The sequence below is a fragment of the Pinisolibacter sp. DMC100 genome (assembly GCF_056313705.1).
This window is the reverse complement of the sequence record NZ_JBQUZT010000004.1, coordinates 51696-78346: the sequence shown is the minus strand read 5'-3', so window position 1 is coordinate 78346 and position 26651 is coordinate 51696. Positions and strand designations below refer to the sequence as shown.

The window sequence follows — 26651 nt, the reverse complement described above, 5'->3', positions numbered from 1 at the left end:
ATCGACCCGGTCGGTGCGGCTTGTCCTGTCGGAATTGTCGGTGGTCCGACGGGACGCTCGAAAGAGGAAAGGCGCGGGACCTTCGGGTCGACGTGGTCGCAATTCGGTCGAACCGACCCCATATGGGTTGCTTCGATCGGTTCCCTGTCCATGGGAAACGAAGGCTTCGCCGTTAAGACGGCTTTGATCTTCGCTCCCCTAGGATGGACGACGGGTATGCGGCAGATCCCGTTCGCGGGCGCCCCGACAGGGCGAAAGCGGACGGCGTGGAGAGGCGACGATCCACGGTCGACGGAAGCCGCGATAGGGGTTGGCGATGAGCAAGGTCACCGGAAGCGACACCAAGAACACTCTCTACTGTTCGTTCTGCGGCAAGTCGCAACACGAAGTCCGCAAGCTGATCGCGGGCCCGACGGTCTTCATCTGCGACGAATGCGTCGAGCTGTGCATGGACATCATTCGCGAGGAGAACAAGTCCTCGCTGGTGAAGTCGCGCGACGGCATCCCGACGCCGCGCGAGATCCGCAAGGTGCTCGACGACTACGTCATCGGCCAGGACCATGCGAAGAAGGTCCTGTCGGTCGCGGTCCACAACCACTACAAGCGCCTGAACCACGCTTCGAAGAACAACGACGTCGAACTGGCGAAGTCGAACGTCCTGCTGATCGGTCCGACCGGTTCGGGCAAGACGCTGCTCGCCCAGACGCTCGCCCGCATCCTCGACGTGCCCTTCACCATGTCGGACGCGACGACGCTGACCGAGGCCGGTTACGTCGGCGAGGACGTCGAGAACATCATCCTGAAGCTCCTGCAGGCCGCCGACTACAACGTCGAGCGCGCCCAGCGCGGCATCGTCTACATCGACGAGGTCGACAAGATCTCCCGCAAGTCCGACAACCCGTCGATCACGCGCGACGTGTCGGGCGAGGGCGTGCAGCAGGCGCTCCTCAAGATCATGGAAGGCACGGTCGCTTCGGTTCCGCCCCAGGGCGGCCGCAAGCATCCCCAGCAGGAGTTCCTGCAGGTCGACACGACCAACATCCTCTTCATCGTCGGCGGCGCCTTCGCCGGCCTCGAGCGGATCATCTCCGACCGCGGCCGCGGCACCTCGATCGGCTTCAAGGCCCGCGTCCAGGCGCCGGAAGACCGCCGCACCGGCGAGCTCTTCGCCGAGGTCGAGCCCGAGGATCTGGTCAAGTTCGGCCTCATCCCGGAATTCATCGGCCGTCTGCCGATCATCGCCACGCTGGGCGACCTCGACGTCGACGCGCTGGTCGAGATCCTGACCGCGCCGAAGAACGCGCTCGCCCGCCAGTATCAGCGCCTGTTCGAGATGGAGGGCGTCGAGCTCGTCTTCCACGAGGACGCGCTGAAGGCCATCGCCCGCAAGGCGATCGAGCGCAAGACCGGCGCGCGCGGCCTGCGGTCGATCCTCGAAGGCATCCTGCTCGAGACCATGTTCGAGCTGCCGGGCCTGAAGGGCGTCAAGGAGATCGTGATCTCGCCGGAGGTCGTCACCGGCAACGCGCGGCCCCTCTACACCTACGAGGAAGAGGCGGACGAGGCCTCGTCCGCCTGAGTTCCGCGACGCCCTGTCATGAAACCGACACGCCCGGCGACCCACAGGTCGCCGGGCGTTTTCGTCGCGGACGCATCGCCGGCCGGCTGCGACGACTCGCGTCGCCGCATCGTCCTTTCGGCCGGTTCCGCTGCACCGACGCCCGCCGCGGGATATCGGAAACGAACCCCTTTCCGCGTTCCATCCGATTGAATCGAAATGCTTATCGCCTTCGTTCTTCACCTTTCGCATCGCAGCGTCGGCTCGCCTTGACTTGCGCCCCCAGGGTAGCCACCTAATGGGGGAACGGTGCGGTCGAAGGAGTCCGAGCGGTTTCGCGCATGAGCGGGGATCGTTCGTTCGTCCGATCGGGCCAACGGTGCGGCGCGGAACCTGCATGGGGACCGCTGTACCGGTGGTCTACGAGCGGCGGGTGCCGATCCGGTGTCGATCCGGGGCGCGGGAGACGCGACCGGTCAGGCGACGCCGAGGCGAGAAAGGACGACGACATGACCGACGAAACCCAATCTTCCGGCGTGCCCCCGACCGGTGAGCCCCTTTCGGGCCCCGACGTCCATGCGGTGCTGCCGCTCCGCGACATCGTGGTGTTCCCCCACATGATCGTGCCGCTCTTCGTCGGTCGCGAGAAGTCGATCCGCGCCCTCGAACAGGTCATGAAGGCCGACAAGCAGATCCTGCTGGCGACCCAGAAGAACGCCGCCGACGACGATCCGTCGCCCGAAGACATCTACCGCATCGGCACGCTCGCCTCGGTGCTGCAGCTGCTCAAGCTGCCCGACGGCACCGTGAAGGTGCTGGTCGAGGGCGCCGCCCGCGCCGAGATCGTCGAGTTCGGCGAGCGCGCCGACATCTTCGAGGCCCGCGTGAAGGTGGTCGAGGAGGTCGTCGCCGACAAGGTCGAGCTCGAGGCGCTCGGCCGCTCGGTCGTCGCCGAGTTCGAGAACTACGTGAAGCTCAACAAGAAGGTGTCGCCGGAGGTTCTGGGGACCGTGACGCAGATCACGGACCACTCCAAGCTCGCCGACACCATCGCCTCGCATCTCGCGGTCAAGATCCCCGAGAAGCAGGAGCTGCTCGGCATCCTCTCCGTGTCGGAGCGCCTGGAGAAGGTGCTCGGCTTCATGGAGAGCGAGATCTCGGTGCTGCAGGTCGAGAAGCGCATCCGGAGCCGCGTCAAGCGGCAGATGGAGAAGACCCAGCGCGAGTACTATCTCAACGAGCAGATCAAGGCGATCCAGAAGGAGCTGGGCGACGGCGAGGACGGCCGCGACGAACTGGCCGAGCTCGAGGAGCGCATCGCCAAGACCCGCCTCAACAAGGAAGCCCGCGAGAAGGCGACCGGCGAGCTGAAGAAGCTGCGCCAGATGTCGCCGATGTCGGCGGAAGCCACGGTGGTGCGCAACTACCTCGACTGGCTGCTCGGCATCCCGTGGGCGAAGAAGTCCAAGCTGAAGCAGGACCTGAACTTCGCGCAGGGCATCCTCGACGACGACCACTACGGCCTCGACAAGGTCAAGGAACGCATCGTCGAATATCTCGCGGTGCAGGCCCGAGCCAACAAGCTGAAGGGGCCGATCCTCTGCCTCGTCGGCCCTCCGGGCGTCGGCAAGACCTCGCTCGGCCGCTCGATCGCCAAGGCGACGGGGCGCGAGTTCGTGCGCGTGTCGCTCGGCGGCGTGCGTGACGAGGCCGAGATCCGCGGTCACCGCCGCACCTACATCGGCTCGATGCCCGGCAAGGTCATCCAGTCGATGCGCAAGGCCAAGAAGTCGAACCCGCTGTTCCTCCTCGACGAGATCGACAAGCTCGGCCAGGACTTCCGCGGCGACCCGTCGTCGGCTCTGCTCGAGGTGCTCGATCCGGAACAGAACTCCACCTTCATGGACCACTACCTGGAGATCGAATACGACCTCTCGGACGTGATGTTCGTGACCACGGCGAACACGCTGAACATCCCGGCGCCGCTGATGGACCGCATGGAGATCATCCGCATCGCCGGCTACACCGAGGACGAGAAGGTCGAGATCGCCCGCAAGCACCTGATCCCCAAGACCATGAAGGATCACGGCCTGAAGGCGGACGAGTTCTCCATCACCGACGAGGCGCTGCGCGAGGCGATCCGCACCTACACGCGGGAAGCCGGCGTGCGCAATCTCGAGCGCGAGATGGCGACGCTCGCCCGCAAGGCGACCAAGGATCTCGTGCTGAAGAAGGCGGAGAGCATCGTCGTCGACCACGACAAGCTCGAGGCCTATCTCGGCGTGCCGCGCTTCCGCCACGGCGAAGCGGAGCAGGAGGATCAGGTCGGCGTCGTCACCGGTCTCGCCTGGACCGAGGTCGGCGGCGAGCTGCTCACGATCGAAGCCGTCACCATGCCCGGCAAGGGCCGCATGACGGTGACCGGCAACCTGCGCGACGTGATGAAGGAGTCCATCTCGGCGGCGGCGTCCTACGTCCGCTCGCGGGCGTTGGACTTCGGCATCGAGCCGCCGCTGTTCGAGAAGCGCGACGTCCACGTCCACGTGCCGGAAGGCGCCACCCCGAAGGACGGCCCGTCGGCCGGCACCGCGATGGCCACCTGCATCGTCTCGGTGCTGACCGGCATCCCGGTCCGTCACGACGTGGCGATGACCGGCGAGGTGACGCTGCGCGGCCGTGTCCTGCCTATCGGCGGTCTCAAGGAGAAGCTGCTCGCCGCGCTGCGCGGCGGCATCAAGAAGGTGCTGATCCCGCAGGAGAACGCCAAGGATCTCGCCGACATTCCCGACAACGTGAAGTCGGGCCTGGAGATCGTGCCGGTCTCCCGCATGGACGAGGTGCTGACCCACGCCCTGACGCGGATGCCCGAGCGCATCGAGTGGGAGGAGCCGGCGACGCCGGCGAAGTCCTCTGCCGACGACGACGCGGCCGGAATCACGGCGCACTGAGATCGGTCGAATCACGGCCGAAATCGACCCCGCGGGAGCACCTCCCGCGGGGTTTTTCGTATCGGGCTCCGGGGAGCGGGGCGGGGGAGGCGGGTCGAAAGCCGATTTCGGTCGAAAATTCGCCTCCGGGTGCGAAAAAACCCTTGCGGACAGCCACCTTTTCGGGGTTCTTGGCCATGGACCGACCCGCGTCGTTCCACAGGGAGCGTAGCGTGGAGTCGGCGTCACCGTCGGTCACCCGTTTCGACCACAGGTCGAACGGAGAGACGACCGAACGATCGGCGACCGACGGCTACCGCCGTCCAGCTAAAGATGAACGAAGGACCTGAGACGATGAACAAGAACGACCTGATCGCCGAAGTCGCCAGCAAGACCGGCCAGACCAAGGTTGCCGCCGGCGAGGCCGTCGAGGCCGTCTTCGACGCGATCACGGGCGCGCTGTCGAAGGGCGACGACGTGAAGATCGCCGGTTTCGGCAACTTCGTGGTGGCCACCCGCGCCGCCTCCGAGGGCCGCAACCCGCGTACCGGCGAGACGATCAAGATCCCGGAGCAGAAGGCTCCGAAGTTCCGCGCCGGCAAGGCGCTCAAGGATGCCGTCAACGCCTGATCCGGCCTGACCGAATTCCGGCCTCGCCCACGTGTGGCGGGGCCGGTTCGTTTTTCGACCGGCCCGCATGTCGTGGCCGGTCGAGGAACGCGGCGGTTTCGAAGGACACCGGCCGTGGCCGCGAAGGCGGCGCGGACCTGTCTTCGACCCGACCGCGGCCTCCGATCGCGCACGTCGACCCCGACGCGCCGCGCGACCGGAACGGCGAGCCCGGCGCGTCATCCGGGCACGGGGGCGGTTAGCTCAGCGGTAGAGCGACGGTTTTACACGCCGTTGGTCGGGGGTTCGATCCCCTCACCGCCCACCATGATCCTGTCGTGAAAGCGAATGCCCGCCCGGAGCGAACGAGGGTTCGTCCGGGTCTTGTCTTGCACGCGACGGTGCACCTCGATCGTGGCGCCTTTGCCGACGCCTTCGCGCTGTCGGCGATCGACGCATCGGGGCGCGACTTGCCCCGGCTTCAAGTGGGTGCAGATCGATGGCCGGCATGCGGCGAATGGCATCGCCGATGCCTCGGCTCGGTGGAGTTCTCGAAAAGCGTGACGTCGCTCATCCCTCGATGTATTCGTACATCATGTCCGGAATGTTCGCCGTCCGCATGGCGTCGACCAAATGGTCCGACATGAAGACCCAGTTCGACATTCTGTCCGCATTGCGTTCGTGCCAGATGTGGATGTCTTCGTATCCGGTCCGATCGAGCCTGATGCCGAGCTTCTTCTTGCCGAGGAAATAGTCCCTCGGTAATTCGACGAAGCGAATCCCCGTCTTCCGTTCCACGTCGACCCGAAATTCGACCTCGTTCCAACGGATCGTCTCGATCGAATTGAGAAAATTCGTGTAACAATATCGGTGCTCGTTGATCGCGGTTCCGTTCTTTTTGACAATTTCGATTGGAATGTACTCGACTTGATCGGGTGCAACACTCGAAAGAATGTCCCGAACGCGCTCGGAGACGACCCACTTGTTGCACCCGCAAAAGATGACATCGCTTTTAATGTTGTGCTTGGAGCGCAATATCACCTTCTTGGGAAACCGATCTCGCGGAATGGGGAGGCCCCAGAAATGCAGGTAGCAACGCGAGTCCTTGCGCTCCAGATCAGATTCGTCAGGCCAATCCGGTTCGAATTCGAAGTCCGGCGAGTGATAGGGCTCTTTGGGTGTCGCCAGATAGGCCATTTCGCAATACCTTCGCTCGTAGTCTTCGGCGTCGCTCACGGTTCCGTCGGCAGCACCAACTGAAACACGGCGCTTTCCTCGAAGCTGCCACTCTCGCGTGTCATGACCGTGAACCTCTCGGGGCCGACGACGTCGCCTTCCTTCAGGGCCTGCGGGCCTTGGAGAAGGTAGTGTGAGAGCTGGATCGCTCGGGTGGCGAGCGTGGCGAGATCGAGGTTGCGGGTGGGGGCGAACTCGATTTCGCGAGAGCCGGTCAGGGCTGCCAATCCATGCGTGGCGACCACGAGCCCCCGATCGGTCTCGGCCACGAGAAGACGGATCCAGATCGGGCTCAGCATTCCGCCTCGATCCTCTGGCGTCGTCGCGATCTGGACGAAGCGAGCCGCGCTCAGCAGATGATCGGCCGCACACCACAGCACGCCGACGGCCGCCTGGGTCTTACAGACGGCTGCCGTCAGACGAGCCAACGCCGTGGCGCGATCGACCGGCGACTGTCCCGACGCTTCGTCGTCGACGAGCATCACGCGCACATGCGCCGAATGCTCGGCCAGGTCCTGCTCGGCGGAGGGCCAGAAGAGGGTCGGCGAAGGACCGTAGATCAACGACTCGATCGGTAGGGGGGCGTCCGTCGCCAGGATCGCTGCCGTCAGCCCACCGAAGCTCACGACCACGCCCTTCGGGGCGCCTTCGGCACCGGAAGAAGCGCCGGCCAAGGCGACCTCGAGCCGTGCTCCGGGCACGATCTCTTCGAATTGCCGCCGGACGGCGCCGGCGTCGATGGCCACGGTGCCTCGGCAGAGAATGATGCTCGTGAAATCGATTTCCATGATCGTATCTCCATGTTCGTCGCAATGGCTTCGATGCAAACTGAAATGCGCGGCCGGTGCTTCCCGAACGGCGAAGGACCAGGCTCCGCCGGATCCCGTCGCTCGACCGACCGAAGCCGCGCGCCTCGGGTGGTCGGCAGGCAGGCCTTCGCTCCGCCGTCCAGTTCGTCCGTCGCGGGTGTCGGGGTCATGACGGTCCGCCCGCCGGTGTCGGGAACGAAGTCGCTGCAATTCCAGAGGCCGTGACCGCGATCCGAATGCACGGCCGAACATCCGGCGGTCGGAAGCCGGGGCCGCAGGCATGCGGACCGCGCTCGACCGACAGGTCGTGAGCTATCCATCGTCTCGTTTCGGGCCGCGATCGATGGTCGAGCGCCCGCCGGCGTTTCTCCGTCGTCATTTACCGAAGCTCAACACCGCGCGGCGATGCTGGCGGCGGAGTGGAGGGAGCCATGACGATACAGACAGCCGATGCGCCGAGCCGCATCGACCTGACGGAGGCGGTGTTTCGATTGGCGGGCGTGGCCACCGTGGTGTGGTTCGTCATGCGGATCGGCGGCCACTGGTGGGCCGATCCGACCGATCTGACGCTCCTCCTGTTCATGACGTCGGAAGTGGTCACGCTGGTGATCATGATCCTCGCCCACAAGGCCAGCCATCGCGACGCGAGCCCGTTCCACGGCGCCGTCGCCGTCGCGGCCTCCTTCATGGTGCCGCTCTTCATCCAGGCGACGGACGGCGCCGCCGTCCTGCCCGGCACGGTGACCGCCACCGCCACCGCCGTCGGCATCGTCTGGGTGATCTGGGCGAAGCTGTCGCTCGGCCGGTCCTTCGGCATTCTGGCGGCGGCGCGCACGTTGCGGACCTCCGGTCCCTACCGCTGGGTGCGCCATCCGATCTATGTCGGCTACCTGATCACCCACGTCGCCTTCCTGGCGGCGAACTTCACGACGATGAACGTCTGCGTGATCGTGCTGCTCTATCAGATGCAGATCGTCCGGGCGATGCGTGAGGAGAAGATCCTCGCCACCGTCATGCCCGGCTATGCCGACTACATGGAGCGCGTGCCTCACCGCTTCGTGCCCGGCCTCTTCTGAGGCGGCCCGCATCCGACGATCGACGAAGGGCGGCCTCGGCCGCCTTTTTCGTGTCTAGGGGGGCGCGATCGCCGGGGTGACACCGGGCTGGGGGAGGGCGTCGGGTGCCGCCTCCTTGAGGTCGATGCCGGTCAGGCCGCGCCGCAGCGCCTCGCGCGCCAGCCAGGCGAGCTTGGCTGCGGCGGCCTCGGGCGAGAGCCCGTGGCCGTGGATGTTGGAAATGCAGTTGCGCTCGCTGTCGACGCGGCCCGGCCGCGGGTCGTGCGTCAGGTAGATGCCGAGACTGTCGGCGGCCGAGAGCCCCGGCCGTTCGCCGATCACCACGGCGACGAGCCGCGCGCCGACGCCCGCACCGATCGCATCGCCCAGCGCCACGCGCGCCTGCGAGGCGAGGACGATCGGCCCGATCGAGAGATCGCCGAGCCGGGCGGTCGCCGCCGCCACGGTCGGAACGGCATGGGCTTCGACGGCGGCTGCCGACAATCCGTCGGCGATCACGAAGACGATGTCGAAGGGCCCCGCCGGCAGGCGCTCGGTCATGCCCTCGGCGAGCCTGCGGCCGAGATCGGGGCGGCGCAGATAGGTCGCCCGGTCGGGCGCGGCACTCGCCACCCGCAGGACGTCGCGGCCGGGGAAGGCGGCAGCGAGGGCGTCGAAGTCGACCCGCCCGTGCACGGCGTCGCGCGCCGCCGCATGGGCCATCTGGAAGGCGAGGAGCTCCCGTGTCGGCAGACCGTCGCCCGCCCGCCCCAGCGCCACCCGCGCCCGTGTCGCCGCCCTGAGGGCGTCCCAGCCGTCACCGGTCATCGCGTGCCTCCCGCCGCGAGCAGCCGCCGCGCCGCCGTCGAACCGGGCTGGACCGGCGGCAGCCGTCCCTGCGCGTCGAGGAGGCCCATGCGGCCGAGCCATGCCTCGAATTCGGGCGCGGGGCGCAGACCGAGCAGATGGCGCAGTCGGAGCACGTCGTGATGGGCGAGGCTCTGGTAGTTGAGCATGATGTCGTCGGCGCCCGGCACCGCGATCAGGAAGTTGACGCCGGCCTGGGCGAGCAGCAGGGCGAGGACGTCCATGTCGTCCTGATCGGCCTCGGCGTGGTTGGTGTAGCAGACGTCGACGCCCATCGGCACGCCGAGGAGTTTGCCGCAGAAGTGGTCTTCGAGGCCGGCGCGAGTGATCTCCTTGGCGTCGTAGAGATATTCCGGCCCGATGAAGCCGACGACGGTGTTGACCAGGAGCGGCGAGAAGGCGCGGGCGACGGCGTAGGCGCGGGCCTCCACCGTCTGCTGGTCGAGCCCGTGGTGGGCATCCGCCGACAGCGCCGCGCCCTGGCCGGTCTCGAAATACATGACGTTCGACCCGACCGTGCCGCGCTTCAGGGAGAGCGCCGCCTCCTGCGCCTCCTGCAGGATCGCCAGCGACACGCCGAAGCCGCGGTTGGCGGCCTCGGTGCCGGCGATCGACTGGAAGACGAGGTCGACCGGCGCGCCCTTCTCGATCGCCGCGATCGAGGTGGTGACATGGGCGAGGACGCAGCTCTGCGTCGGCATGTCGAGCCGCTGCCGCAGCTCGTCGAGCACGGCGAGCAGGCGGATCGTCGCCTCGACGTTGTCGGTCGCCGGATTGATGCCGATCACCGCGTCGCCCATGCCGAAGGCGAGGCCGTCGAGCGTCGCCGCCATGATCGCCGCCGGGTCGTCGGTCGGATGGTTGGGCTGGAGCCGCGCCGCCAGCCGGCCCTCGAGGCCGATGGTCGAGCGGAAGGCGGTGACGACGCGTGCCTTGGCGGCGATTGCGACGAGATCGCCGTTGCGGCAGAGCTTGGAGACCGCGGCGACCATCTCCGGCGTCAGGCCGGGGGCGAGAGCGGCGAGCTCGCGCGACCCCACCGCGTCGGCCATCAGCCATTCGCGGAACTCGCCGACGGTGAGCGAGGCGACGGGCGCGAAGGCGCGCGCGTCGTGGCCGTCGTGGATCAGCCGCGTCACCTCGTCGGTGTCGTAGGGCACGAGCGGCTCGGCGAGGAAGGTCGAAAGCGGCAGATCGGCCAGTGCCATCCGCGCCGCCACCCGCCGCGCGTCGGTCGCAGCGGCGATCCCGGCCAGTTCGTCGCCGGAGCGGCGCGGCGAGGCGCAGGCGAGCAGAGTCTTCAGATCGGCGAAGACATGGGTCTCGCCGCCGTGGATCGTTCGAAAAGGTCCGCCCGCCGCCATGCCGTCGCTCCTTGTCGGGCGAGAGCATAGACCGGCGGGCGGACCGTTGGGGAGCCCATCGTGTGGGCAGTCGTCACGCGTCGCGCGGATAGTCGGTGTAGCCCTTGGGCCCGTGACCTCCGACGCCGTAGAAGGTCGTCGTGTCGAAGGGCGCGAAGGGGCGACCGGCCTTCAGCCGCTCGGCCAGATCCGGGTTGGAGATGTAGGGCTTGCCCCAGGCGACGGCATCGGCGCGGCCCTGCGCGACGGCCGCTTCGGCGGTCTCCACGGTGAAGCCCTCGTTGGCGATGACCGGACCGCCGAATTCGCGCCGCATGATCGCGGTCAGCGAATCCGGGCCTTCGTGCTCACGGGTGAACAGGAAGGCGATGCCGCGCTCGCCGAGCGCCCGGGCGATCGCCGGATAGAGCACGTCGGAATCGTCGTTGCCGGAATCGTTGCTGTCGCAGCGCGGCGACAGATGCACGCCGACCTTGCGCGGGCCGACCTCGGCGACGACCGCGTCGACCACCTCGAGCAGGAAGCGCATGCGATTGTCGAGGCTGCCGCCGTAGGCGTCGGTGCGATGGTTGGTCTTGGTCGCCAGGAACTGCTCGATCAGATAGCCGTTGGCGGCATGGATCTCGACGCCGTCGAAGCCGGCGGCGATCGCGTTGCGCGCGCCCCTGGCATAGGCGGCGATGATCGCCGGGATCTCGATCGTCTCGAGCGCCCGCGGCGTCACGTATTCGCGCATCGGGCGCAGCAGGCTCGGATGGCCGGCCGGGCGGACCGCCGAGGGCGCCACCGGCAGGTCGCCGTGCAGATGGACCGGATCGGAGATGCGGCCGACGTGCCAGAGCTGGGCGAAGATGCGCCCGCCCTTGGCGTGGACGGCGCCGGTGACGACCTTCCAGCCGTCGACCTGCTCCTTCGACCACAGGCCGGGCGTGTCGGGATAGCCGACGCCCTGCGGCGACACCGAAGTCGCCTCGGTCAGGATCAGGCCGGCCCCGGCGCGCTGGGCGTAGTATTCGGCCATCAGCGGCGTCGGCACGCGGCCTTCGCCGGCGCGGCAGCGGGTGAGCGGCGCCATGACGACGCGGTTGGGCAGGATCAGATCGCCGATCGCGAGCGGCGTGAAGAGTTGGGACATGCGGCCTCGGGAGGGAACGAAAGGGAGGGAAGCCGGCGCGGGAGGCACCGTCTCTCGCCAATATGGGAACAGAAAGGGCCGCACGCCAGTGGCGCGCGACCCGTGATCCCTGCGACCCTGATCTGCCTCAGGCGCGCCGCGCCGTCGTCTCCGTCGGCCGGTGCAGCCGCTCGAGGAACTCGCGAACCGCCACCGCCAGCGCGTTGGCCTGGTCGCCGAAGGCGTTGGCGGTCTCGTTGACCGTACCGGCGTTGCGGCTGGTCTCGGTGATGACGCCCTCGACCGCCGAGACGGTCGAGGCCAGCACCGCCGTGCCTTCCGCCGCCTGGGTGACCGACTGGGCGATGTCGCGCGTCACCGCCGACTGCTCGACGATCGCCGAGGCGATCGAGCCGGTGACGCCGCCGATGTCGCGCATGATCGAGGCGATCTCCTCGATCGCCGCCACCGCGGCGCCGGTGCCGTTCTGGATGTCGCCGACCTGCAGCGAGATCTCGTCGGTGGCCTTGGCCGTCTGCCCGGCGAGGTTCTTCACCTCCGAGGCGACGACCGCGAAGCCCTTGCCCGCCTCGCCGGCGCGCGCCGCCTCGATGGTGGCATTGAGGGCGAGCAGGTTGGTCTGCGCCGCGATCGCCTGGATCAGGCCGACGACGGCGCCGATCTTCTCGCCGGAGCGCGCCAGCACGTCGATCGAATCGGCCATGCGGCCGGTCATCGCGTTGGCCCGCTCGACGATGCCGGTCGCCGCCGAGATCTGGCGGCCGATCTCGTTGATCGAGGCGTTGAGTTCTTCGGCCGCACCGGCGACCGAGGCGACGGTGGCGGAGGTTTCTTCGGCCGCGGCAGCCGCGTTGGTCGCCTGTTCCCGGGCCCCGCCGGCGATCGAGGTGAGTTCGTCGGCCGTCGCCAGGAGGCAGCGCGACTTGTTGCCGACCTGCTCGAGCATGGCGGTCGAGGTGCCGCGGAAGGCCTCGACCTCGGCCGCGACATGGGCAGCCTGCCGGCTGCGTTCCTCCAGGAGCACGTCCTGATAGACCGAGATCGCGAAATCCATGTCGAGCATCACGGCCTTGTTGACGGCGGTGATGGTGCGCGCGAGCTCGTTGGTACGGAAACGCGCCTTGCGCGCCAACAGCATCACGATCTCGTTGAGGACGAACTGATAGGCGGCGATGTACCAGCGCGGCTCGAGGCCGATGCGATGGTGCGCCCGACCGATCTCGGTCACCGAACGGGCATAGTCGTCGTCGAATCGGCCGGCGAAGACGCGTGCCCAATGCCGCTTCTGAGCTTCCGCGAGGTTGGCGCCGCGCGAGCCGACCAGACGCGCGAGCGCAGGCTCGCCCGACACGTGCTCGTAGAACCGCTTCAGGATCGGTCCCAGTTCCGGTTCGATCGCGCTCCAGGCCGCCTGGAGATCGGCGACGGCTGTCTTGTCGATCCGCGCGAAGGTCAATCGCCGCTGGATATCGCCAGCATTGCTTGTCGGGGCCATCCTTGCAATCTCCGCGTCTTGTTCGATGCTTCGTGTCGTCTGGTCAAAACGGCCAAATTACGCGATTTCTATTCTTTTTGTATCATTCAGCGCGCTCGTCTGCGTCAAATGAGGACGGGCGACGCGGTGATATTGGGTATGTCTACGTTAATGTATAGTTAATGGAGCATTCAGTACGCATTTTCGGCGAATATGGGTACGTGTGACGTGTGAAATTTCGCGAGTTTTCGTAACGTAACCATTATTGAGCTTTGGTCTAGGTGGTCCTTCCGCACCTTCACCGATTGTTAGGGATGATCGTCGAGAGTCGGCCGGCGGGGTTTGCGCCTGCGGAGGCCGTCTTGGTGGTTGGGTTTCCTGTACGTTCGGCGGCGACGGGCCGGTTCGGATCGTGGGCGGTCGTCGCCCTGATCGTCGGGCACCTCGTGCTGATGCTCGCCACCGTGCATTGGGACGACCTTCGTGCCTCCCGCGACATTCCGTGGTTCGCCCTCGGCTTCGCCACGCTGATGGCCACCGGCCTCGGCGGCGCCGGTCTCGTCGCCGCGGCGGTCGGTGTCTTCGCCTCCACCTTCTTCGCGCTTTCCTACGCGGGCGAGCCCTTCGACCGTGTCCTGCCGCTGTCGCTGATCGCCGTCGTCGAGCTGCTCGGCGGCCTCGTTGCGCTCGTCGGGCCGCGTTCGGTGCGGTCCGGGCGCTGGGCGACCGACTGGCTGCGCCGCGTCGCCGCCTTCGGCTTTCTCGTTCCCGGTCTGGGAGCGCTCGCCGCCGGCATGGTGGTCGGCGACGTCGAGGAGGGCCTTCTCGTCGTCGTTCTCGATCGATGGGGCTCCGAGGCCGCCGGTTCGCTGATGGTCCTGATGGCCGTCGCCGTCGTCGAGCACTGCGCCGGGCGCGACCTCTTCGTCCGACGCATCGCCGAGACGCTGTTCGGCGTCGTCGTGTCCTTCGCGATCATCGGCTTCTGCCGGGCCTTCCTGCCGACCCTGATGCCGATGTGCGTGCTGCCGCTCGCCATCGTCGGCATTCGCGGTTCGGTCGCGGCGACGGCGGCCGGCTCGCTCGTCGTGGCGATCGGCATCGCGTGGTCGCACCACTGGGGCATCGTCGCCCTCGGCGACGTCGAGGTCTCCGCCTCGGTGGTCCAGCTCTGCGCCACCGCCCTCGTCGCCGGTCTGCCGGTCGCCTTCGCCCTGCTGCGCGAGGAACTCGACAAGGAGCGCACGCGCTCCCGCCGCAACGAGACCCGCTTCCGCGACGCCATGGAGCACTCGCCCTTCGGCATGGCGCTGCTGCGCCTCGACGGCGTCTGCTTCTCGGTCAACCGCGCGCTCTGCGACATGCTCGGCTGCGAACCGGGCGATCTCGTCGGCAAGCGCCCCGGCGACATCACCGTCGACGACCGGGACGACTTCGACGTCCGTCTGCGCGGTCTGTTGGCCGGCGAATACGACGTCTTCACCGCCGAGCGCCGCTATCGTCGCAAGGACGGCTCGGCGATCTGGGCCTTCGTCGCCGTGGCGATCGTGCGTGAAGGGCCGGAGCGCAAGCCTGCCTATCTGATCGCCCAACTCAACGACATCGAGGCCCGCCGCCGCGTCGAACAGGCGCTCGAACTGTCCGAGAGCCGCTGGAACTTCGCGTTGGAGAGCGCGCGCCAGGGCGTCTGGGACTACGACTATCGCCGCCGCGACACGTTCTATTCGCCGATGTGGGCGCGCATGATCGGCTACGAGCCGGGCGAGATCTCGGGCGAGGCCGACGCCTGGCTCTCGCTCGTCCACCCGCACGACCTGCCGATGCTGCTGCGCGAGGAGAAGCGCCACCTCGAGGGTGAGACGACGCAGTTCGAGTGCGAATTCCGCATGCGGCACAAGGACGGCCGTTGGGTCTGGATCCTCGACCGCGGCCGCGTCATCGCCCGCGACGAGAACGGCCAGCCGCTGCGCATGATCGGCACCCACACCGACATCACCGAGAACCGCAGCCTGACCGAGGCACTGCAGACCGAGAAGGAGCGGCTGCGCATCACCCTCCATTCGATCGGCGACGGCGTGATCTGCACCGACGAGACCGGTCGCATCTCGCTGATGAACCCGATCGCCGAAGGGCTCACCGGCTGGAGCGAGGCTCATGCCCTCGGGCGCATCTGTTCCGCCGTCTTCCGCGTCGCGCGCGAGGGCGAGGTGAGCCGTGACACGGTCTGCGCCGTCACTCGCGCGCTCGACAAGCGCGAGCGCGTCACGGAGGACGACGGCCTCGTTCTCGTCGCCCGCGACGGCACCCGCCTCGACATCGAGGCGACGGCCTCGCCGGTCCTGAAGAAGAACGGCGAACTGCTCGGTGCCGTGCTGGTCTTCCAGGACGTGACCCGCGCGCGCACCCTGCAGAAGGAGCTCGCCCAGCTCGCCACCCACGACGCGCTGACCGGCCTGCGCAATCGCTCCGCCTTCGAGCAGACGCTCTCCGACTATTGCGCCGCGGCCCATCTCGACGGCTCGCGCCATTCGCTCTGCTTCGTCGACCTCGATCGCTTCAAGATCATCAACGACACCGCCGGCCACGCCGCCGGCGACGCACTGCTGCGCGAGATCGGCCGGCTGATCCGCGGCGAGATGCGCCGCAACGACGTCGTCGCCCGCCTCGGCGGCGACGAGTTCGGCCTCCTGCTGGTCGATTGCGACATGGAGGATGCCCGTCTGATCGCCGAGCGGCTGATCGAACGCATCGGCCGGGTCCGTTTCTCCTGGGGCGGCCGGGTCTACGAGGTCGGCGCTTCGGTCGGCATCGCCCGCGTCGACGCCGAGATCCCGCTCGCCGCCGACGTCATGAGCCGTGCCGACGTCGCCTGCTACGCCGCCAAGGCCGCCGGGCGCAACCGCGTGTCGCTCTATCATCTCTCCGAGGGCGACGCCCGCCGCCATCACCACGAACTGCACACCGCCGCCGGCATCCGTGCCGCGCTCGACACCGATCGGTTCGAGATCTACGCCCAGGAGATCCTCGACCTGCGCCCCGCCGGCCATCTCCAGTCCCATGCCGAACTGCTGGTGCGCATGCGCGACGACGCGGGAGCGATCCTGCCGCCCGGCGCCTTCATCCCGGCCGCCGAGCGTTACGGCCTGATGGCGTCGATCGATCGCTGGATGATCCACTCCGTGCTGCATCACCTCGACGACGCGATCCTGGCGGTGCCGCGCCTGTCGGTGTCGATCAACCTGTCGGCCAACAGCCTCGACGACCCCGGCCTGCTCGCCTTCCTCGCCGCCGAGCTCGAGGATTCGCGCCTGCCGCCGCACCGGCTGCGTTTCGAGATCACCGAGACCTCGCTGATCAACAACATCACCCACGCCGGCAAGCTGGTCGAAGAGCTGCGCGCCGCCGGCTACGCCATCATGCTCGACGACTTCGGCGCCGGTCTCTCGTCCTTCGCCTATCTCGAGCAGTTCCCGGCCGACTATCTGAAGATCGACGGCTCCTTCGTGCGCAAGCTGACCACCAACCAGGTCGATCGCGCCATCGTCGAGAGCATCAACGACATCGGCCACAAGATCGGCGCCACCACCATCGCCGAGTTCGTCGAGGACGAGGAGACGCTGGAGCAGCTCCGCGCCATCGGCGTCGACATGGTGCAGGGCTACCACGTCGCCCGTCCGGTACCGCTCGCCGAACTGCTCGAGCGGCTCGGCGGCAAGCCGCCCGTCGCCGCCCGCGATGCCGGTTGAGGGAAATTGGACGCATCGTTCGACGTCCGCGGTCTAGTCGCGCGGTGCCGTCGGGCGCATGTGGGAGGGGAAGCGACAGCCTCCCTGTCGCATGTTCTCCCAGGAGTGTCCGATGACCGTTCGTCCCGTCCTCGACGCGGCTTCCCTCGATCTTCTCTTCCGTGAAGCCCGCACCCATGGTGCCTGGCAGGACCGCCCCGTCGACGACGCCACGCTGCGTCAGGCCGTCGAACTGACCGAGTGGGGCCCGACGGCCGCCAACAGCGTGCCGCTGCGCCTCGTCTTCGTCCGCTCGGCCGAGGCCAAGGAGAAGCTGCGCCCGACGCTCGCCCCCGGCAACGTCGACAAGACCATGGCCGCGCCGGTCACCGCGATCGTCGCCTACGACCCGAAGTTCTTCGACCAGCTGCCGAAACTCTTCCCCCATGCCGACGCCCGTTCGTGGTTCGCCGGCCAGCCGCACGCCGAGCCGACCGCCCGCATGAACGCGGCGCTGCAGGCCGGCTACTTCATCCTCGCCCTGCGCTCGCTCGGCCTCGACGCCGGCCCGATGACCGGTTTCGATGCCGCCGCCTGCGACGCCGCCTTCTTCGCCGACGGCTCGGCCAAGTCCTTCATGCTGGTCAACATCGGCTACGGCGATGCCGCCAAGCTGCATCCGCGCCTGCCGCGCCTCGCCTTCGAGGACGTCGCCGCCGTCGCCTGACCTCGGTTCATGCGGGTTTCGCGGAAGCGGGCCATGCTGACCGCATGTCCCGTACGCCCGCGAGCCCGTCGATGCCGCAGCCCCCGAACCGCCGCCGTGTCCTCGCCCGGCTCGTCGCCTTCCTGGGCCTCCTCACCGGGGCCGCAGGCGGGGCGCGGGCCGAAGCCGGGCGCTGGCTCTGCACCTACAACGAGTGCGAACACTACGTCTACGATCCCCTCCACGGCGATCCGGCGAACATCGCCGGCGACGGACCGATCCCGCCGGGGATCGCCTTCGACGATCTGCCGGAGGGCTGGCGCTGCCCGGTCTGCGGCTCGCCGAAGGCGTGGTTCGCGCCGACCGATCGCCCCTGGAAACCCTTCGACTGAGGGCGGCGGGGCTCGAAGAGACGAGAAAGGGCGGCCGCGAGGCCGCCCTTTCGTGCATGGATCCGGTACGCCGCGCGATCAGCCGATCGGGCCGCCGCCCTGCTTGGTGATGACCATGACCGACGGCTTCGCCGGCTGATCGTCCTTGAAGTCCGGCCAGCGGGTCGACGGCTTGGCGAAGGTCGAGCCCTTCTCGTCGCCGGGATGCTGGACGGTGGCGAAATAGGCGCTGTCGTCGGTGTTGAACGACGGGCCGCAGAGTTCGGCGCCGCGCGGGGTGGAGAAGAACAGCTTCACCAGCGCGCGCCCGTCGCCCTCGACGTCGGTCGCCCACACGCCGTCGGCGATGCCGAACTTCGGCGCGCCGTCGGTGGCGATCCACAGCCGGCCCTTGGTGTCGACCGCGACGTTGTCGGGGCAGGACAGCCAGTCGCCGGCGCCGACCGCCGGATGGTACTTGGCGCCGTCCTTGGGATCGGCCGGGTTGCCGGCGAGCAGCAGGATGTCCCAGGTGAACTTCGTCGCCGTGTGGTCCTTGTCGGCACCGCGGCCACCGGGCGGGATCATCTCCAGGATGTGGCCGTGTTCGTTGGCGGCACGCGGATTGACGGCGTCCACCTGTTCCTTCTTGCGCTTGCCGTTGTTGGTGAGCGCGCAATAGACGACGCCGGTGACGAGGTTCGGCTCGATGTCCTCGGGCCGATCCATCGGCGTGGCGCCGAGGAGGTCGGCGGCGCGGCGCGTCTCGATCAGCACGTCGGCCTGGCTGTGGAAGTCGTTGGCCTCGGTCAGCGGCCCCTGACCGAAGACGAGCGGCAGCCATTCGAGCGTGTGGTCGTCGGAGAACTTGGCGACGTGGAGCGTGCCCTCGTCGAGGATGCCGAAGTTGGCCTTGCGGTCCTTGGCGTCGTACTTGTTCTTCGAGACGAACTTGTAGATGTAGTCGAAGCGCTGATCGTCGCCCGAATAGGCGACGACATGGCCGGACTTGTCGACGAGGGCATGGGCGCCCTCGTGCTTGAAGCGGCCGAGCGCGGTGCGCTTGATCGGCGTCGAGGTCGGGTCGTAGGGATCGATCTCGACCATCCAGCCGAAGCGGTTGGCCTCGTTCGGCTCCTTCTCGACGTCGAAGCGGTCGTGGAAGCGGCTCCAGGCGTATTCGGCCTCGCCCGAGGCGAGCGCCAGACGCTTGTAGTTGCGCGCTTCCTTGGTCTTCGCGGCGTCGCCGCCGAAGTAGTTGTTGAAGTTCTCCTCCGCCATCAGGACCGTGCCCCACGGCGTGATCGAGCCGGCGCAGTTGTTGACGGTGCCGAAGACCTTGCGGCCGGTCGGATCGGCGGAGGTCTTCAGCCGGTCGTGGCCGGCGGCGGGGCCGGAGATCGCCATTTCGGTGCCGACGTGGATGCGGCGGTTGTAGGGGCCGGGCACGACCGCCCACTTGCCCTCGGCGTCGCGGACGATCTCGATGACCGAGTGGCCGTGCGCCGCCATCTCGATGTCGACGGAGGCCTTCGACTGGGTCTTCGGGTCCTGATCCGCCGGATCGGGGAACATCAGCTCGCGGTTGACGTATTCGTGGTTGACGCAGAGCAGGCCGTGGGCCGGGTCGCCCGAGCCGTAGGGCAGGGGCGTGTAGCCGACGAAGTCGTTGTTGTAGCCGAACTGCTGCGTCTGCGCCGCGGCGGTCTGCTTCATCGGGTCGAAGGCGGGGGCGCCCTTCACCACCGGGTCGCCCCAGCGGATGAGGACGGTCGCGTCGTAGCCCTCGGCGACGTGGTGGGTCGCGTCGTAGCCGTGCGGCAACGGCTTGAAGCCGAGCGTCGAGCCGCCCGCGGCGGCCGCCGTCTTGGAGGCGAGCACCGAGGCGCCGACCGTGCCGGAGAGCGCGCCGGCGGCGGCGAGGACGGCGGTCGAGGTCGCGCCGCCGAGGAAGCCGCGCCGCGACAGCGCCCGCTCGAGCACGACGGCGAAGGGCGTGTTGCCCGAGTCGTTGCTGGAGACGTCGTCGCTCGCGCCTTCGACGTGCCGGGAAGTCGGATGATCGGTCATCGGCCGGGTCCTCTCGAGAATGGGTGTGCCAGTCTTGAAAGGCTCCGGTGACGGAGGAATGACGCCCGCCGTCGGGCGGGCGTCGGCGTCAGGCGCCGCGGGCGTCGGCGACGGCGCGGCGCTTCATCCGGGTGCGGAACCAGCCCGAGGTCTTGCGGATCGCGACGTAGAACACCGGCGTCAGGAACAGGCCGACGATGGTGACGCCGATCATGCCCCACATCACCGCCGTGCCGAGCGCGCGCCGCATCTCGGCGCCGGGGCCGGTGGCGAACGCGAGCGGCACGACGCCGAGGATGAAGGCGAAGGCCGTCATCAGGATCGGACGCAGACGCAGGCGGCAGGCCTCGATCGCCGCAGCGATCGGCCCGTCGCGTTTCTGGATCTCGTGCTGGGCGGCGAACTCGACGATCAGGATCGCGTTCTTGGCGGCGAGGCCGATCAGCACGATGAGACCGATCTGGGTCAGGATGTTGTTGTCCATCCCCCGGCCCCAGACGCCGAGCAGCGCCGCGCCGACGCCGAGCGGCACGATCAGGATGATCGACATCGGCAGCGTCCAGCTCTCATACTGGGCGGCGAGCACCAGGAAGACGAAGAGCACCGACAGCGCGAAGATACCGATCGTCGAGCCGGCGGCGACCTTTTCCTGGAAGGCCAGTTCGGTCCACTGGAAGCCGGTGCCCGACGGCAGGATCGACCGCGCCAGCGCTTCCATCCGGTCGAGCGCGACGCCGGACGAGACGCCCGGACCCGCCTGACCCTGCAGCGGGATCGAGGTGTACATGTTGTAGCGCTGGATCAGCGACGGACCCGCCACCTCGCGCACCGAGACGACCGTGCCGAGCGGCACCAGCGCGCCGTTCGACGACCGGACCTTAATCTGGGCGAGATCGTCGGCGGTCATGCGGAACTCGGCGTCGGCCTGGGCACGGACCTGGTAGACGCGGCCGAAGGCGTTGAAGTCGTTGACGTAGGCCGAGCCGAAGTTCTGCTGCAGGGCGTCGAAGACGGCGCCCATCGGCACGTTCAGCATCTGCGCCTTGGTGCGGTCGACGTCGAGCCAGACCTGCGGCGTCGAGGCGGTGAAGGTGGTGAAGACGCGTGCCAGCTGCGGATCCTTCGCCGCCGCGCCCATCATCTGATAGGTGAGGCCGAGGATGCGCCGCATGTCGGCGCTGTCGCGCTCCTGGACCTGCAGCTTGAAGCCGCCCTGGTTGCCGAGGCCGCGCACCGGCGGCGGCGGCACCGCGATGGTGAAGGCCTCCTGCATCGGCGCCAGCGCCTTCAGGATGTCGCCGACGATCTTGTCGGCCGTCAGCCCCTTCTTCAGACGCTCGTCGAAGGGAATGAAGGGGGTGAACAGCACCGCGCCGTTGGAGGCCGGGGTGAAGGTCGACGCGTTGATGCCGGCGATCTCGACCGTCGCCTGGATGCCCGGAATGCCGCGCACCCGCTTGCCGGCCTCGTCGACGGCCGCCTGGGTGCGGGTCAGCGAGGCGCCGTCGGGCAGCTGGACGATGACCAGCGCATAGCCCTGGTCCTGGTTGGGGATGAAGCCGGTCGGCAGGACCTTGGCGAGCCACAGCGTGCCGACGATCAGGCCGGCATAGACCGCGAGCGCCGTCACCCGGTGGCGGACGACGAAGCCGACGCCGATCGCATAGGCGTTCGACAGGGCGTCGAAGGCGGCGTTGAAGCGGTTGGTGAAGCCGTGCCACAGGTGAGTCAGGAAGCCTTCCGGCTCGCCCGGCGCATGCGGCTTGAGCAGCAGCGCGGCCAGCGCCGGCGACAGCGTCAGCGAGTTGATCGCCGAGATGATCGTCGACACCGCGATGGTGACGGCGAACTGACGATAGAACTGCCCGGTGATGCCCGACACGAAGGCGGTGGGGATGAACACCGCCGCCAGCACCAGCGCGATGGCGATGACGGCGGTGCCGACCTCGTCCATCGTGGTATGGGCGGCATCGCGCGGCCGCATGCCGTCGCGGATGTTGCGCTCGACGTTCTCGACCACGACGATCGCGTCGTCGACGACGATGCCGATCGCCAGCACGAGGCCGAACAGCGTCAGCGTGTTGAGCGAATAGCCGAGCGCCGCCAGCGCCGCGAAGGTGCCGATCAGCGACACCGGGATCGCCGCGAGCGGGATCAGCGCCGTGCGCCAGGACTGCAGGAACACGATGACGACGATGACGACCAGCACGATCGCCTCGAACAGCGACTCGTAGACCGCGTCGACCGAGGCCTGGATGTAGTCGGTCGGATTGAAGCCGATCGTGTAGGCGAGCCCCGGCGGGAACGACGCCGAGAGCTCCGTCATCTGGTCGTGGATCTGCTTGGCGGCGGCGAGCGCATTGGTGCCTGGCCGCTGGAACACGCCGAGATTGACCGCGGGCTTGCCCGAGAAGGCGGAGGTGTTGGTGTAGCTCTGGGCGCCGATCTCGACGCGGGCGACGTCCTTCAGCCGCACCACGCGGCCGTCGGAGGTCGAGCGCACGATCACGTCCTCGAACTGCTTCGGCTCGGCGAAGCGCCCTTGCGTGCGCACCACGAATTCGAAGGCGTTGTCCTTGGGCGCCGGCTGGGCGCCGAGCGTGCCCGACGACACCTGGACGTTCTGCGCCTGCACCGCCTTGATGACGTCGTCGGCGACCATGCCGAGACCGGCGAGCTTCGACGGATCGAGCCAGATGCGCAGGCTGTAGAGCCGTTCGCCGAAGATCGTCACCTCGCCGACGCCGTCGAGGCGCAGCAGGGGATCGCGGACGTTGGCGCGGGCGTAGTTCGACACGTAGAGCGGGTCGAGCGTGCCGTCGGGCGAGTACATCGTCAGCACCATCATGATGTCTGGCGACGACTTGTTGGTGGTGACGCCGGTCTGCTGCACGGCGGTCGGCAGGCGGGGCAGGGCGACGGCGACGCGGTTCTGCACCAGAACCTGCGCCTTGTTGAGGTCGGTGCCGAGCTTGAAGGTGATGGTCAGCGCGACGGAGCCGTCGGCCGAGGAATAGGAGGACATGTAGAGCATGTCCTCGACGCCGTTGATCTGCTCCTCGAGCGGCGTCGCGACCGTGGCGGCCACCGTCTCGGCGTCGGCGCCGGGATAGTTGGCGCGCACCACGATGGTCGGCGGCGCGATCTCGGGATACTGCGACACCGGCAGCGCATTGAACGCCACCAGGCCGACGATCACCGTCAGGATCGACAGGACCGAGGCGAAGATCGGCCGGCGGACGAAGAAATGGGCGAAACGCATGGGATCTCGCCTCGTTTCAGCGCTGCCCCGCCGGCGCGGCGGCGACGGGCGGCAACTGGGTCGGCTGCGGCGTCACCTTCACGCCGGGACGGATGCGCACGATGCCGTTGATCGCGATGGTCTCGGTGCCCTCGAGGCCCGAACGGATCAGACGATAGCCGTCGATCTTCGGCCCCGGCACCACCGGCGTCGGCTTGACCGTGCCGTCCTCGGCGACCTGATAGACGATGCGGCGGGTCTGGTCGGAGGCGATCGCCTCGTCGGGGATCAGCACGCCCTTCTTCGGTCCGCCGACGGCGATGCGGATGCGGCCGAAGAGACCGGGGGTGAGGAAGCGGTCGGCATTGTCGACCTTGGCGCGCAGACGCATGGTGCCCGAGGCCTGATCGACCCGGTTGTCGACGAAGTCGATCTTCGCCTCGCGCTTCGGCTCGAGCTCGTCGGAGGTGCCGACGAAGGCGGTCGTGCCGACGATCGATCCCTTGCCGGCGGCCAGATGGGCGCGCTCGAGGCCGAGGAACGTGCCCTCGTCGAGTTCGAAGTAGAAGTCGATCGGGTCGGAGCCGACGATCGTCGTCAGCGACGTGTCGGCCGCGCCGATCAGCGTGCCCTCCGAGACCAGCGTCCGCGACAGGCGGCCGTCGAAGGGGGCGCGGATCTCGGTGAACTCGAGATTGAGCGCGGCGGCGGCCAGCGCCGCCTTGTTGCCGGCGGCGCGCGCCTGGGCCGAAAGCAGCGTCTGCCGGCGCTGGTCGAAGACCTGCTCGGTGATGTTGCCCGACTTCTGCAGCGCCTGGGCGCGCTCGAAGTCGGCATTGGCGAACTGCAGCGCCGTCTCGTCGACGGCGACCGCCGACTTCGCCTGATCGACCGCGGCCCGGTAGGGGCGGGGATCGATGACGAAGAGCAGGTCGCCCTTCTTGACCTGGGCACCGTCGGTGAAGGCCACCTGCTGCAGGTAGCCGGCGACACGCGCCTTGATGGTCACCGACTGGATGGCATCGAAGCGACCGGTGAAGACCTGGGTCTCCTGCACGTCGCGCACCACCGGCTTGGCGACGGTGACGGCGGGACCGGCCGGCGGGCCGCCGGCGGGCGCGTTCTGTCCGACGGCGTCGCGAGGAAGCGCGGCGAACAGCGCGACGGCGGCGACGGTGGCGGTGGCAGCGATGAGACGGACGGCGGAGACCCGCATGGAAACCTCGACGAAACGAAACGAGGCCGGAGAGTCGCCCCAGCCTCGTACGATATCAGCATGATTACGGACCGCGCGTCACCTGAAGATTTCGTCACGATCGCAAGATCCGTCAGGCGGCGGCCGGTGCGCGGGCCTTGGCCTCGTCGACCAGAGCCCTCAGACGGCGTGCCGCCTCGGGCGAGAACTCGGCGGCGACGTATTCGACGCCCATCTCGTGACCGTGGACCCAGCGCACGATCGCCGGGCAGTCGATGCCCGGGATCGACGACAGATTGACCCGGTCGCCGACCAGGAAACCGGCGAAGTCGCCCTCGAGCTCCAGCGCCAGCTTGGCGCCCGAGTGGGAGACGTCGACGCAGACCGCCTTGCTGTGCGCCCCGTCGTGGAGGACGCCGACGGCATGGCCGGCGGGCATCCGCTGCTCCGCCGTCAGACGGCGGTCGAGCGGGCCGCGGCGCAGACGCGACAGGAACTCGCGCACGGTCTCGGCGAGACGGTTGCCCTCCGAGGAGATCCGCCGCGAGGTGGTGCCGAGGTCGGCGGCGAGCGTCGCCGTCTCGCGGGCGATGTCGGAGATGCCGGCGACGTTGTCGCTCACCGCACGCGAGCCCTCGAAGGCGTTGGCGACGTTGTGGGCGATCTCGCTGGTCGCCTCGATCTGGGTCTCGATCGAGCCGCGCATGGCGCCGGTCGAGGCGTCGATCTCGGCGATCGTGCCGCCGATGCCGGAGATGCTCTCGACCGCCGCTCGGGTCGCCGACTGCACCTCGGTGATGTGCGAGGCGATCTCGGCGGTGGCCTTGGCGGTCTGGTCGGCGAGGTTCTTGACCTCGGCCGCGACGACCGCGAAGCCGCGGCCCGCCTCGCCGGCGCGCGCCGCCTCGATGGTGGCGTTGAGGGCGAGGAGGTTGGTCTGCCCGGCGACTTGATCGATCAGGCCGATCACCGCGCCGATCTTCTCCGCCGCATCGGACAGACCCGACACGATGCGGCCCGTCTCCTCGGCGCGGGCGACGGCGTTGCGGGCGATGGTGGCGGAACGGTCGATCTCGGCGCCGATGCCACGGGCCGACTGCGACAGGCGTTCGGCGGCTTCCGCGGCGCGGCGGACGTCGGCGGAGGCCTCCTGCGAGGTCTCGACGGCCGATCCGGCGCGGCGATCGGTGGCGTCGGCGCCCTCGCTCATCCGCTCGGCGGTCGCGCCCATGCCGTCGGCCGAGACGGTGAGGCTGTCGACGATCGAGTTGATGGTGTCGGCGAAGTCCTCGGTCGAGACGTTGAACGACTGGACCCGCTCCTGGATGACGTCGGTCGCCTCGTTGATCGTCTCGGAGGCGCGGCGATAGGCGCCGTGCATGCCGTCCGGCAGGATGCGGCGCCAATAGCGGTTGTGCCGCACCGCGTCCATCGAGGCGCTGGATTCGCGCACGAAGGCATCGACGTGGTCGGCCATGTCGTTGATCGCGTCGGTCAGCGCTCCGGCCATGCCGGGCCGGTCGAAGGCGAGGTCGCGGACCTCGAAGTCACCGCGCGCCAGCGCCGCGCAGACGTCGACCGCCCGGCCGACGCCGGCGGCGACGCGTGCGGCGATCCACAGCGACCAGATGGTCGCAGCCCCCGCCGCGGCGAGGCAGCCGAGCGCCACCCAGGGCGCACCGAGGACGACCGCGCCGCCGGCCCCGGCGATCGCGACGAGGCCGGCGATGCCGGGAACGAGCGCCTCAGAGCGAAAAGACGAGTTCGTCATAGCTGCTGGCCTTCGACTTCACGATGTCCAGGAGCTGCGCGAAGGATGCGCGCAACCCGTCCTTGGCGTTGGCATGCGACGCCTCGGTGGCGAGCAGCGTGCGATAGAGCGGCGTGATCACCCCGTCGACGACGCGACGATCCGGAACGCGCCGATTGGAGTGATAGCCGGTCACCTTGCCGGCATTGTCGTAGGACGGTGTCACGTGGGCGAAGACCCAATAGTATTCGCCGCCACGCGCCATGTTCTTCACATAGGCGAAGACTTCCTTTTCCTCCGCCAGGCGATCCCAGAGTAGTTTGAACACGCAACGCGGCATGTCGGGATGGCGGATGATCGAATGCGGCGCGCCCATCAGCTCGGCGCGCGAATAGCCCGCCACCTTGGCGAAGGTGGTGTTGGCATAGGTGATCCGACCCTTGAGATCGGTCTTGGAGACGATGATTTCGTCCGGATCGAAAGTAACCTCTCGATCCTTGGGCGTGACTCGTGGCGCCATGGAAACGTCGATCCTCGAACGATGTTTCGATCCGCCGAC

At 68.2% G+C, this 26651-nt stretch carries 18 protein-coding genes and 1 tRNA gene; 8 read left to right on the top strand and 11 right to left on the bottom strand.

Translation table 11 applies throughout. The annotated features are described in order from the left end of the window. The first annotated feature begins 316 nt into the window (after nucleotides 1-316). The 4 genes from clpX to ACT541_RS15830 all read left to right on the top strand — a co-directional run bounded on the left by clpX (nucleotide 317) and on the right by ACT541_RS15830 (nucleotide 5422). Nucleotides 317-1579, top strand: a complete 1263-nt coding sequence (gene clpX / locus ACT541_RS15845) for an ATP-dependent Clp protease ATP-binding subunit ClpX (RefSeq protein WP_476138065.1) — start codon at nucleotides 317-319, stop codon at nucleotides 1577-1579. A 488-nt stretch (nucleotides 1580-2067) separates the two neighbouring features. After that, complete coding sequence (lon, locus tag ACT541_RS15840; RefSeq protein WP_476138064.1) at nucleotides 2068-4506, top strand: endopeptidase La; 2439 nt, start codon at nucleotides 2068-2070, stop codon at nucleotides 4504-4506. Between the two features lie 333 nt (nucleotides 4507-4839). Further along, complete coding sequence (locus ACT541_RS15835) at nucleotides 4840-5115, top strand: HU family DNA-binding protein (RefSeq protein ID WP_476138063.1); 276 nt, start codon at nucleotides 4840-4842, stop codon at nucleotides 5113-5115. Between the two features lie 232 nt (nucleotides 5116-5347). Continuing rightward, a tRNA-Val gene (locus tag ACT541_RS15830) sits at nucleotides 5348-5422 on the top strand. A 242-nt stretch (nucleotides 5423-5664) separates the two neighbouring features. On the opposite strand, the gene ACT541_RS15825 is transcribed toward ACT541_RS15830, so the two are convergent. Together ACT541_RS15825 and ACT541_RS15820 are read right to left on the bottom strand one after the other, a co-directional pair. Further along, a complete protein-coding gene (locus ACT541_RS15825; RefSeq protein ID WP_476138062.1) occupies nucleotides 5665-6330 on the bottom strand; it encodes an imm11 family protein in 666 nt (221 codons plus the stop codon). Beyond that, entirely contained in the window at nucleotides 6327-7118 is a 792-nt protein-coding gene (locus ACT541_RS15820) for a hypothetical protein (protein ID WP_476138061.1), read from the bottom strand. Before ACT541_RS15820 ends, ACT541_RS15825 begins: the two co-directional genes overlap by 4 nt. 452 nt (nucleotides 7119-7570) lie before the next feature. On the opposite strand from ACT541_RS15820, the gene ACT541_RS15815 reads away from it, so the two are divergent. Beyond that, nucleotides 7571-8215, top strand: coding sequence for a methyltransferase family protein (locus ACT541_RS15815; protein ID WP_476138060.1), 645 nt, complete (start codon nucleotides 7571-7573; stop codon nucleotides 8213-8215). Nucleotides 8216-8269: 54 nt separating this feature from the next. On the opposite strand, the gene eutC is transcribed toward ACT541_RS15815, so the two are convergent. From eutC to ACT541_RS15795, 4 genes are all read right to left on the bottom strand, one after another. Beyond that, nucleotides 8270-9022: an ethanolamine ammonia-lyase subunit EutC gene (eutC, locus tag ACT541_RS15810; RefSeq protein ID WP_476138059.1), complete on the bottom strand. Its 753-nt coding sequence runs from the start codon at nucleotides 9020-9022 to the stop codon at nucleotides 8270-8272. Next, entirely contained in the window at nucleotides 9019-10425 is a 1407-nt protein-coding gene (locus ACT541_RS15805; RefSeq protein ID WP_476138058.1) for an ethanolamine ammonia-lyase subunit EutB, read from the bottom strand. Before ACT541_RS15805 ends, eutC begins: the two co-directional genes overlap by 4 nt. 73 nt (nucleotides 10426-10498) lie before the next feature. Next, entirely contained in the window at nucleotides 10499-11560 is a 1062-nt protein-coding gene (locus ACT541_RS15800; RefSeq protein ID WP_476138057.1) for an alkene reductase, read from the bottom strand. A 127-nt stretch (nucleotides 11561-11687) separates the two neighbouring features. Then, nucleotides 11688-13055, bottom strand: a complete 1368-nt coding sequence (locus ACT541_RS15795; RefSeq protein ID WP_476138056.1) for a protoglobin domain-containing protein — start codon at nucleotides 13053-13055, stop codon at nucleotides 11688-11690. A gap of 344 nt (nucleotides 13056-13399) precedes the next feature. On the opposite strand from ACT541_RS15795, the gene ACT541_RS15790 reads away from it, so the two are divergent. The 3 genes from ACT541_RS15790 to ACT541_RS15780 all read left to right on the top strand — a co-directional run bounded on the left by ACT541_RS15790 (nucleotide 13400) and on the right by ACT541_RS15780 (nucleotide 17857). Beyond that, a complete protein-coding gene (locus ACT541_RS15790; RefSeq protein WP_476138206.1) occupies nucleotides 13400-16780 on the top strand; it encodes an EAL domain-containing protein in 3381 nt (1126 codons plus the stop codon). A gap of 112 nt (nucleotides 16781-16892) precedes the next feature. Then, complete coding sequence (locus ACT541_RS15785; RefSeq protein ID WP_476138055.1) at nucleotides 16893-17486, top strand: malonic semialdehyde reductase; 594 nt, start codon at nucleotides 16893-16895, stop codon at nucleotides 17484-17486. Nucleotides 17487-17557: 71 nt separating this feature from the next. Continuing rightward, complete coding sequence (locus ACT541_RS15780) at nucleotides 17558-17857, top strand: rubredoxin (protein ID WP_476138054.1); 300 nt, start codon at nucleotides 17558-17560, stop codon at nucleotides 17855-17857. 78 nt (nucleotides 17858-17935) lie between these two features. Here ACT541_RS15780 and ACT541_RS15775 read toward each other — a convergent pair whose 3' ends face one another. From ACT541_RS15775 to ACT541_RS15755, 5 genes are all read right to left on the bottom strand, one after another. After that, on the bottom strand, nucleotides 17936-19906 hold the full coding sequence (locus ACT541_RS15775) for a PhoX family protein (protein WP_476138053.1): 1971 nt from the start codon (nucleotides 19904-19906) through the stop codon (nucleotides 17936-17938). Nucleotides 19907-19994: 88 nt separating this feature from the next. Next, on the bottom strand, nucleotides 19995-23168 hold the full coding sequence (locus ACT541_RS15770) for an efflux RND transporter permease subunit (RefSeq protein ID WP_476138052.1): 3174 nt from the start codon (nucleotides 23166-23168) through the stop codon (nucleotides 19995-19997). A 16-nt stretch (nucleotides 23169-23184) separates the two neighbouring features. Continuing rightward, nucleotides 23185-24363: an efflux RND transporter periplasmic adaptor subunit gene (locus tag ACT541_RS15765; protein WP_476138051.1), complete on the bottom strand. Its 1179-nt coding sequence runs from the start codon at nucleotides 24361-24363 to the stop codon at nucleotides 23185-23187. A gap of 112 nt (nucleotides 24364-24475) precedes the next feature. Next, the gene (locus ACT541_RS15760; protein ID WP_476138050.1) at nucleotides 24476-26113 is read right to left on the bottom strand and encodes a methyl-accepting chemotaxis protein; all 1638 of its coding nucleotides are present in this window, start codon (nucleotides 26111-26113) and stop codon (nucleotides 24476-24478) included. Further along, on the bottom strand, nucleotides 26088-26612 hold the full coding sequence (locus tag ACT541_RS15755; RefSeq protein ID WP_476138049.1) for a PAS domain-containing protein: 525 nt from the start codon (nucleotides 26610-26612) through the stop codon (nucleotides 26088-26090). The genes ACT541_RS15760 and ACT541_RS15755 overlap by 26 nt, the downstream gene beginning before the upstream one ends. Nucleotides 26613-26651 lie beyond the last annotated feature (39 nt).

What these genes read in the sequence shown, in the direction of transcription:
- ACT541_RS15780 (WP_476138054.1), top strand. Translation starts at nt 17,558, where the DNA reads ATGCCGCAGCCCCCGAACCGCCGCCGTGTCCTCGCCCGGCTCGTCGCC.
- lon (WP_476138064.1), top strand. Translation starts at nt 2,068, where the DNA reads ATGACCGACGAAACCCAATCTTCCGGCGTGCCCCCGACCGGTGAGCCC.
- ACT541_RS15770 (WP_476138052.1), bottom strand. Translation starts at nt 23,168, where the DNA reads ATGCGTTTCGCCCATTTCTTCGTCCGCCGGCCGATCTTCGCCTCGGTC.
- ACT541_RS15755 (WP_476138049.1), bottom strand. Translation starts at nt 26,612, where the DNA reads ATGGCGCCACGAGTCACGCCCAAGGATCGAGAGGTTACTTTCGATCCG.
- ACT541_RS15760 (WP_476138050.1), bottom strand. Translation starts at nt 26,113, where the DNA reads ATGACGAACTCGTCTTTTCGCTCTGAGGCGCTCGTTCCCGGCATCGCC.
- ACT541_RS15820 (WP_476138061.1), bottom strand. Translation starts at nt 7,118, where the DNA reads ATGGAAATCGATTTCACGAGCATCATTCTCTGCCGAGGCACCGTGGCC.
- ACT541_RS15805 (WP_476138058.1), bottom strand. Translation starts at nt 10,425, where the DNA reads ATGGCGGCGGGCGGACCTTTTCGAACGATCCACGGCGGCGAGACCCAT.
- ACT541_RS15765 (WP_476138051.1), bottom strand. Translation starts at nt 24,363, where the DNA reads ATGCGGGTCTCCGCCGTCCGTCTCATCGCTGCCACCGCCACCGTCGCC.
- ACT541_RS15795 (WP_476138056.1), bottom strand. Translation starts at nt 13,055, where the DNA reads ATGGCCCCGACAAGCAATGCTGGCGATATCCAGCGGCGATTGACCTTC.
- ACT541_RS15800 (WP_476138057.1), bottom strand. Translation starts at nt 11,560, where the DNA reads ATGTCCCAACTCTTCACGCCGCTCGCGATCGGCGATCTGATCCTGCCC.
- ACT541_RS15775 (WP_476138053.1), bottom strand. Translation starts at nt 19,906, where the DNA reads ATGACCGATCATCCGACTTCCCGGCACGTCGAAGGCGCGAGCGACGAC.
- ACT541_RS15835 (WP_476138063.1), top strand. Translation starts at nt 4,840, where the DNA reads ATGAACAAGAACGACCTGATCGCCGAAGTCGCCAGCAAGACCGGCCAG.
- eutC (WP_476138059.1), bottom strand. Translation starts at nt 9,022, where the DNA reads ATGACCGGTGACGGCTGGGACGCCCTCAGGGCGGCGACACGGGCGCGG.
- clpX (WP_476138065.1), top strand. Translation starts at nt 317, where the DNA reads ATGAGCAAGGTCACCGGAAGCGACACCAAGAACACTCTCTACTGTTCG.
- ACT541_RS15785 (WP_476138055.1), top strand. Translation starts at nt 16,893, where the DNA reads ATGACCGTTCGTCCCGTCCTCGACGCGGCTTCCCTCGATCTTCTCTTC.
- ACT541_RS15815 (WP_476138060.1), top strand. Translation starts at nt 7,571, where the DNA reads ATGACGATACAGACAGCCGATGCGCCGAGCCGCATCGACCTGACGGAG.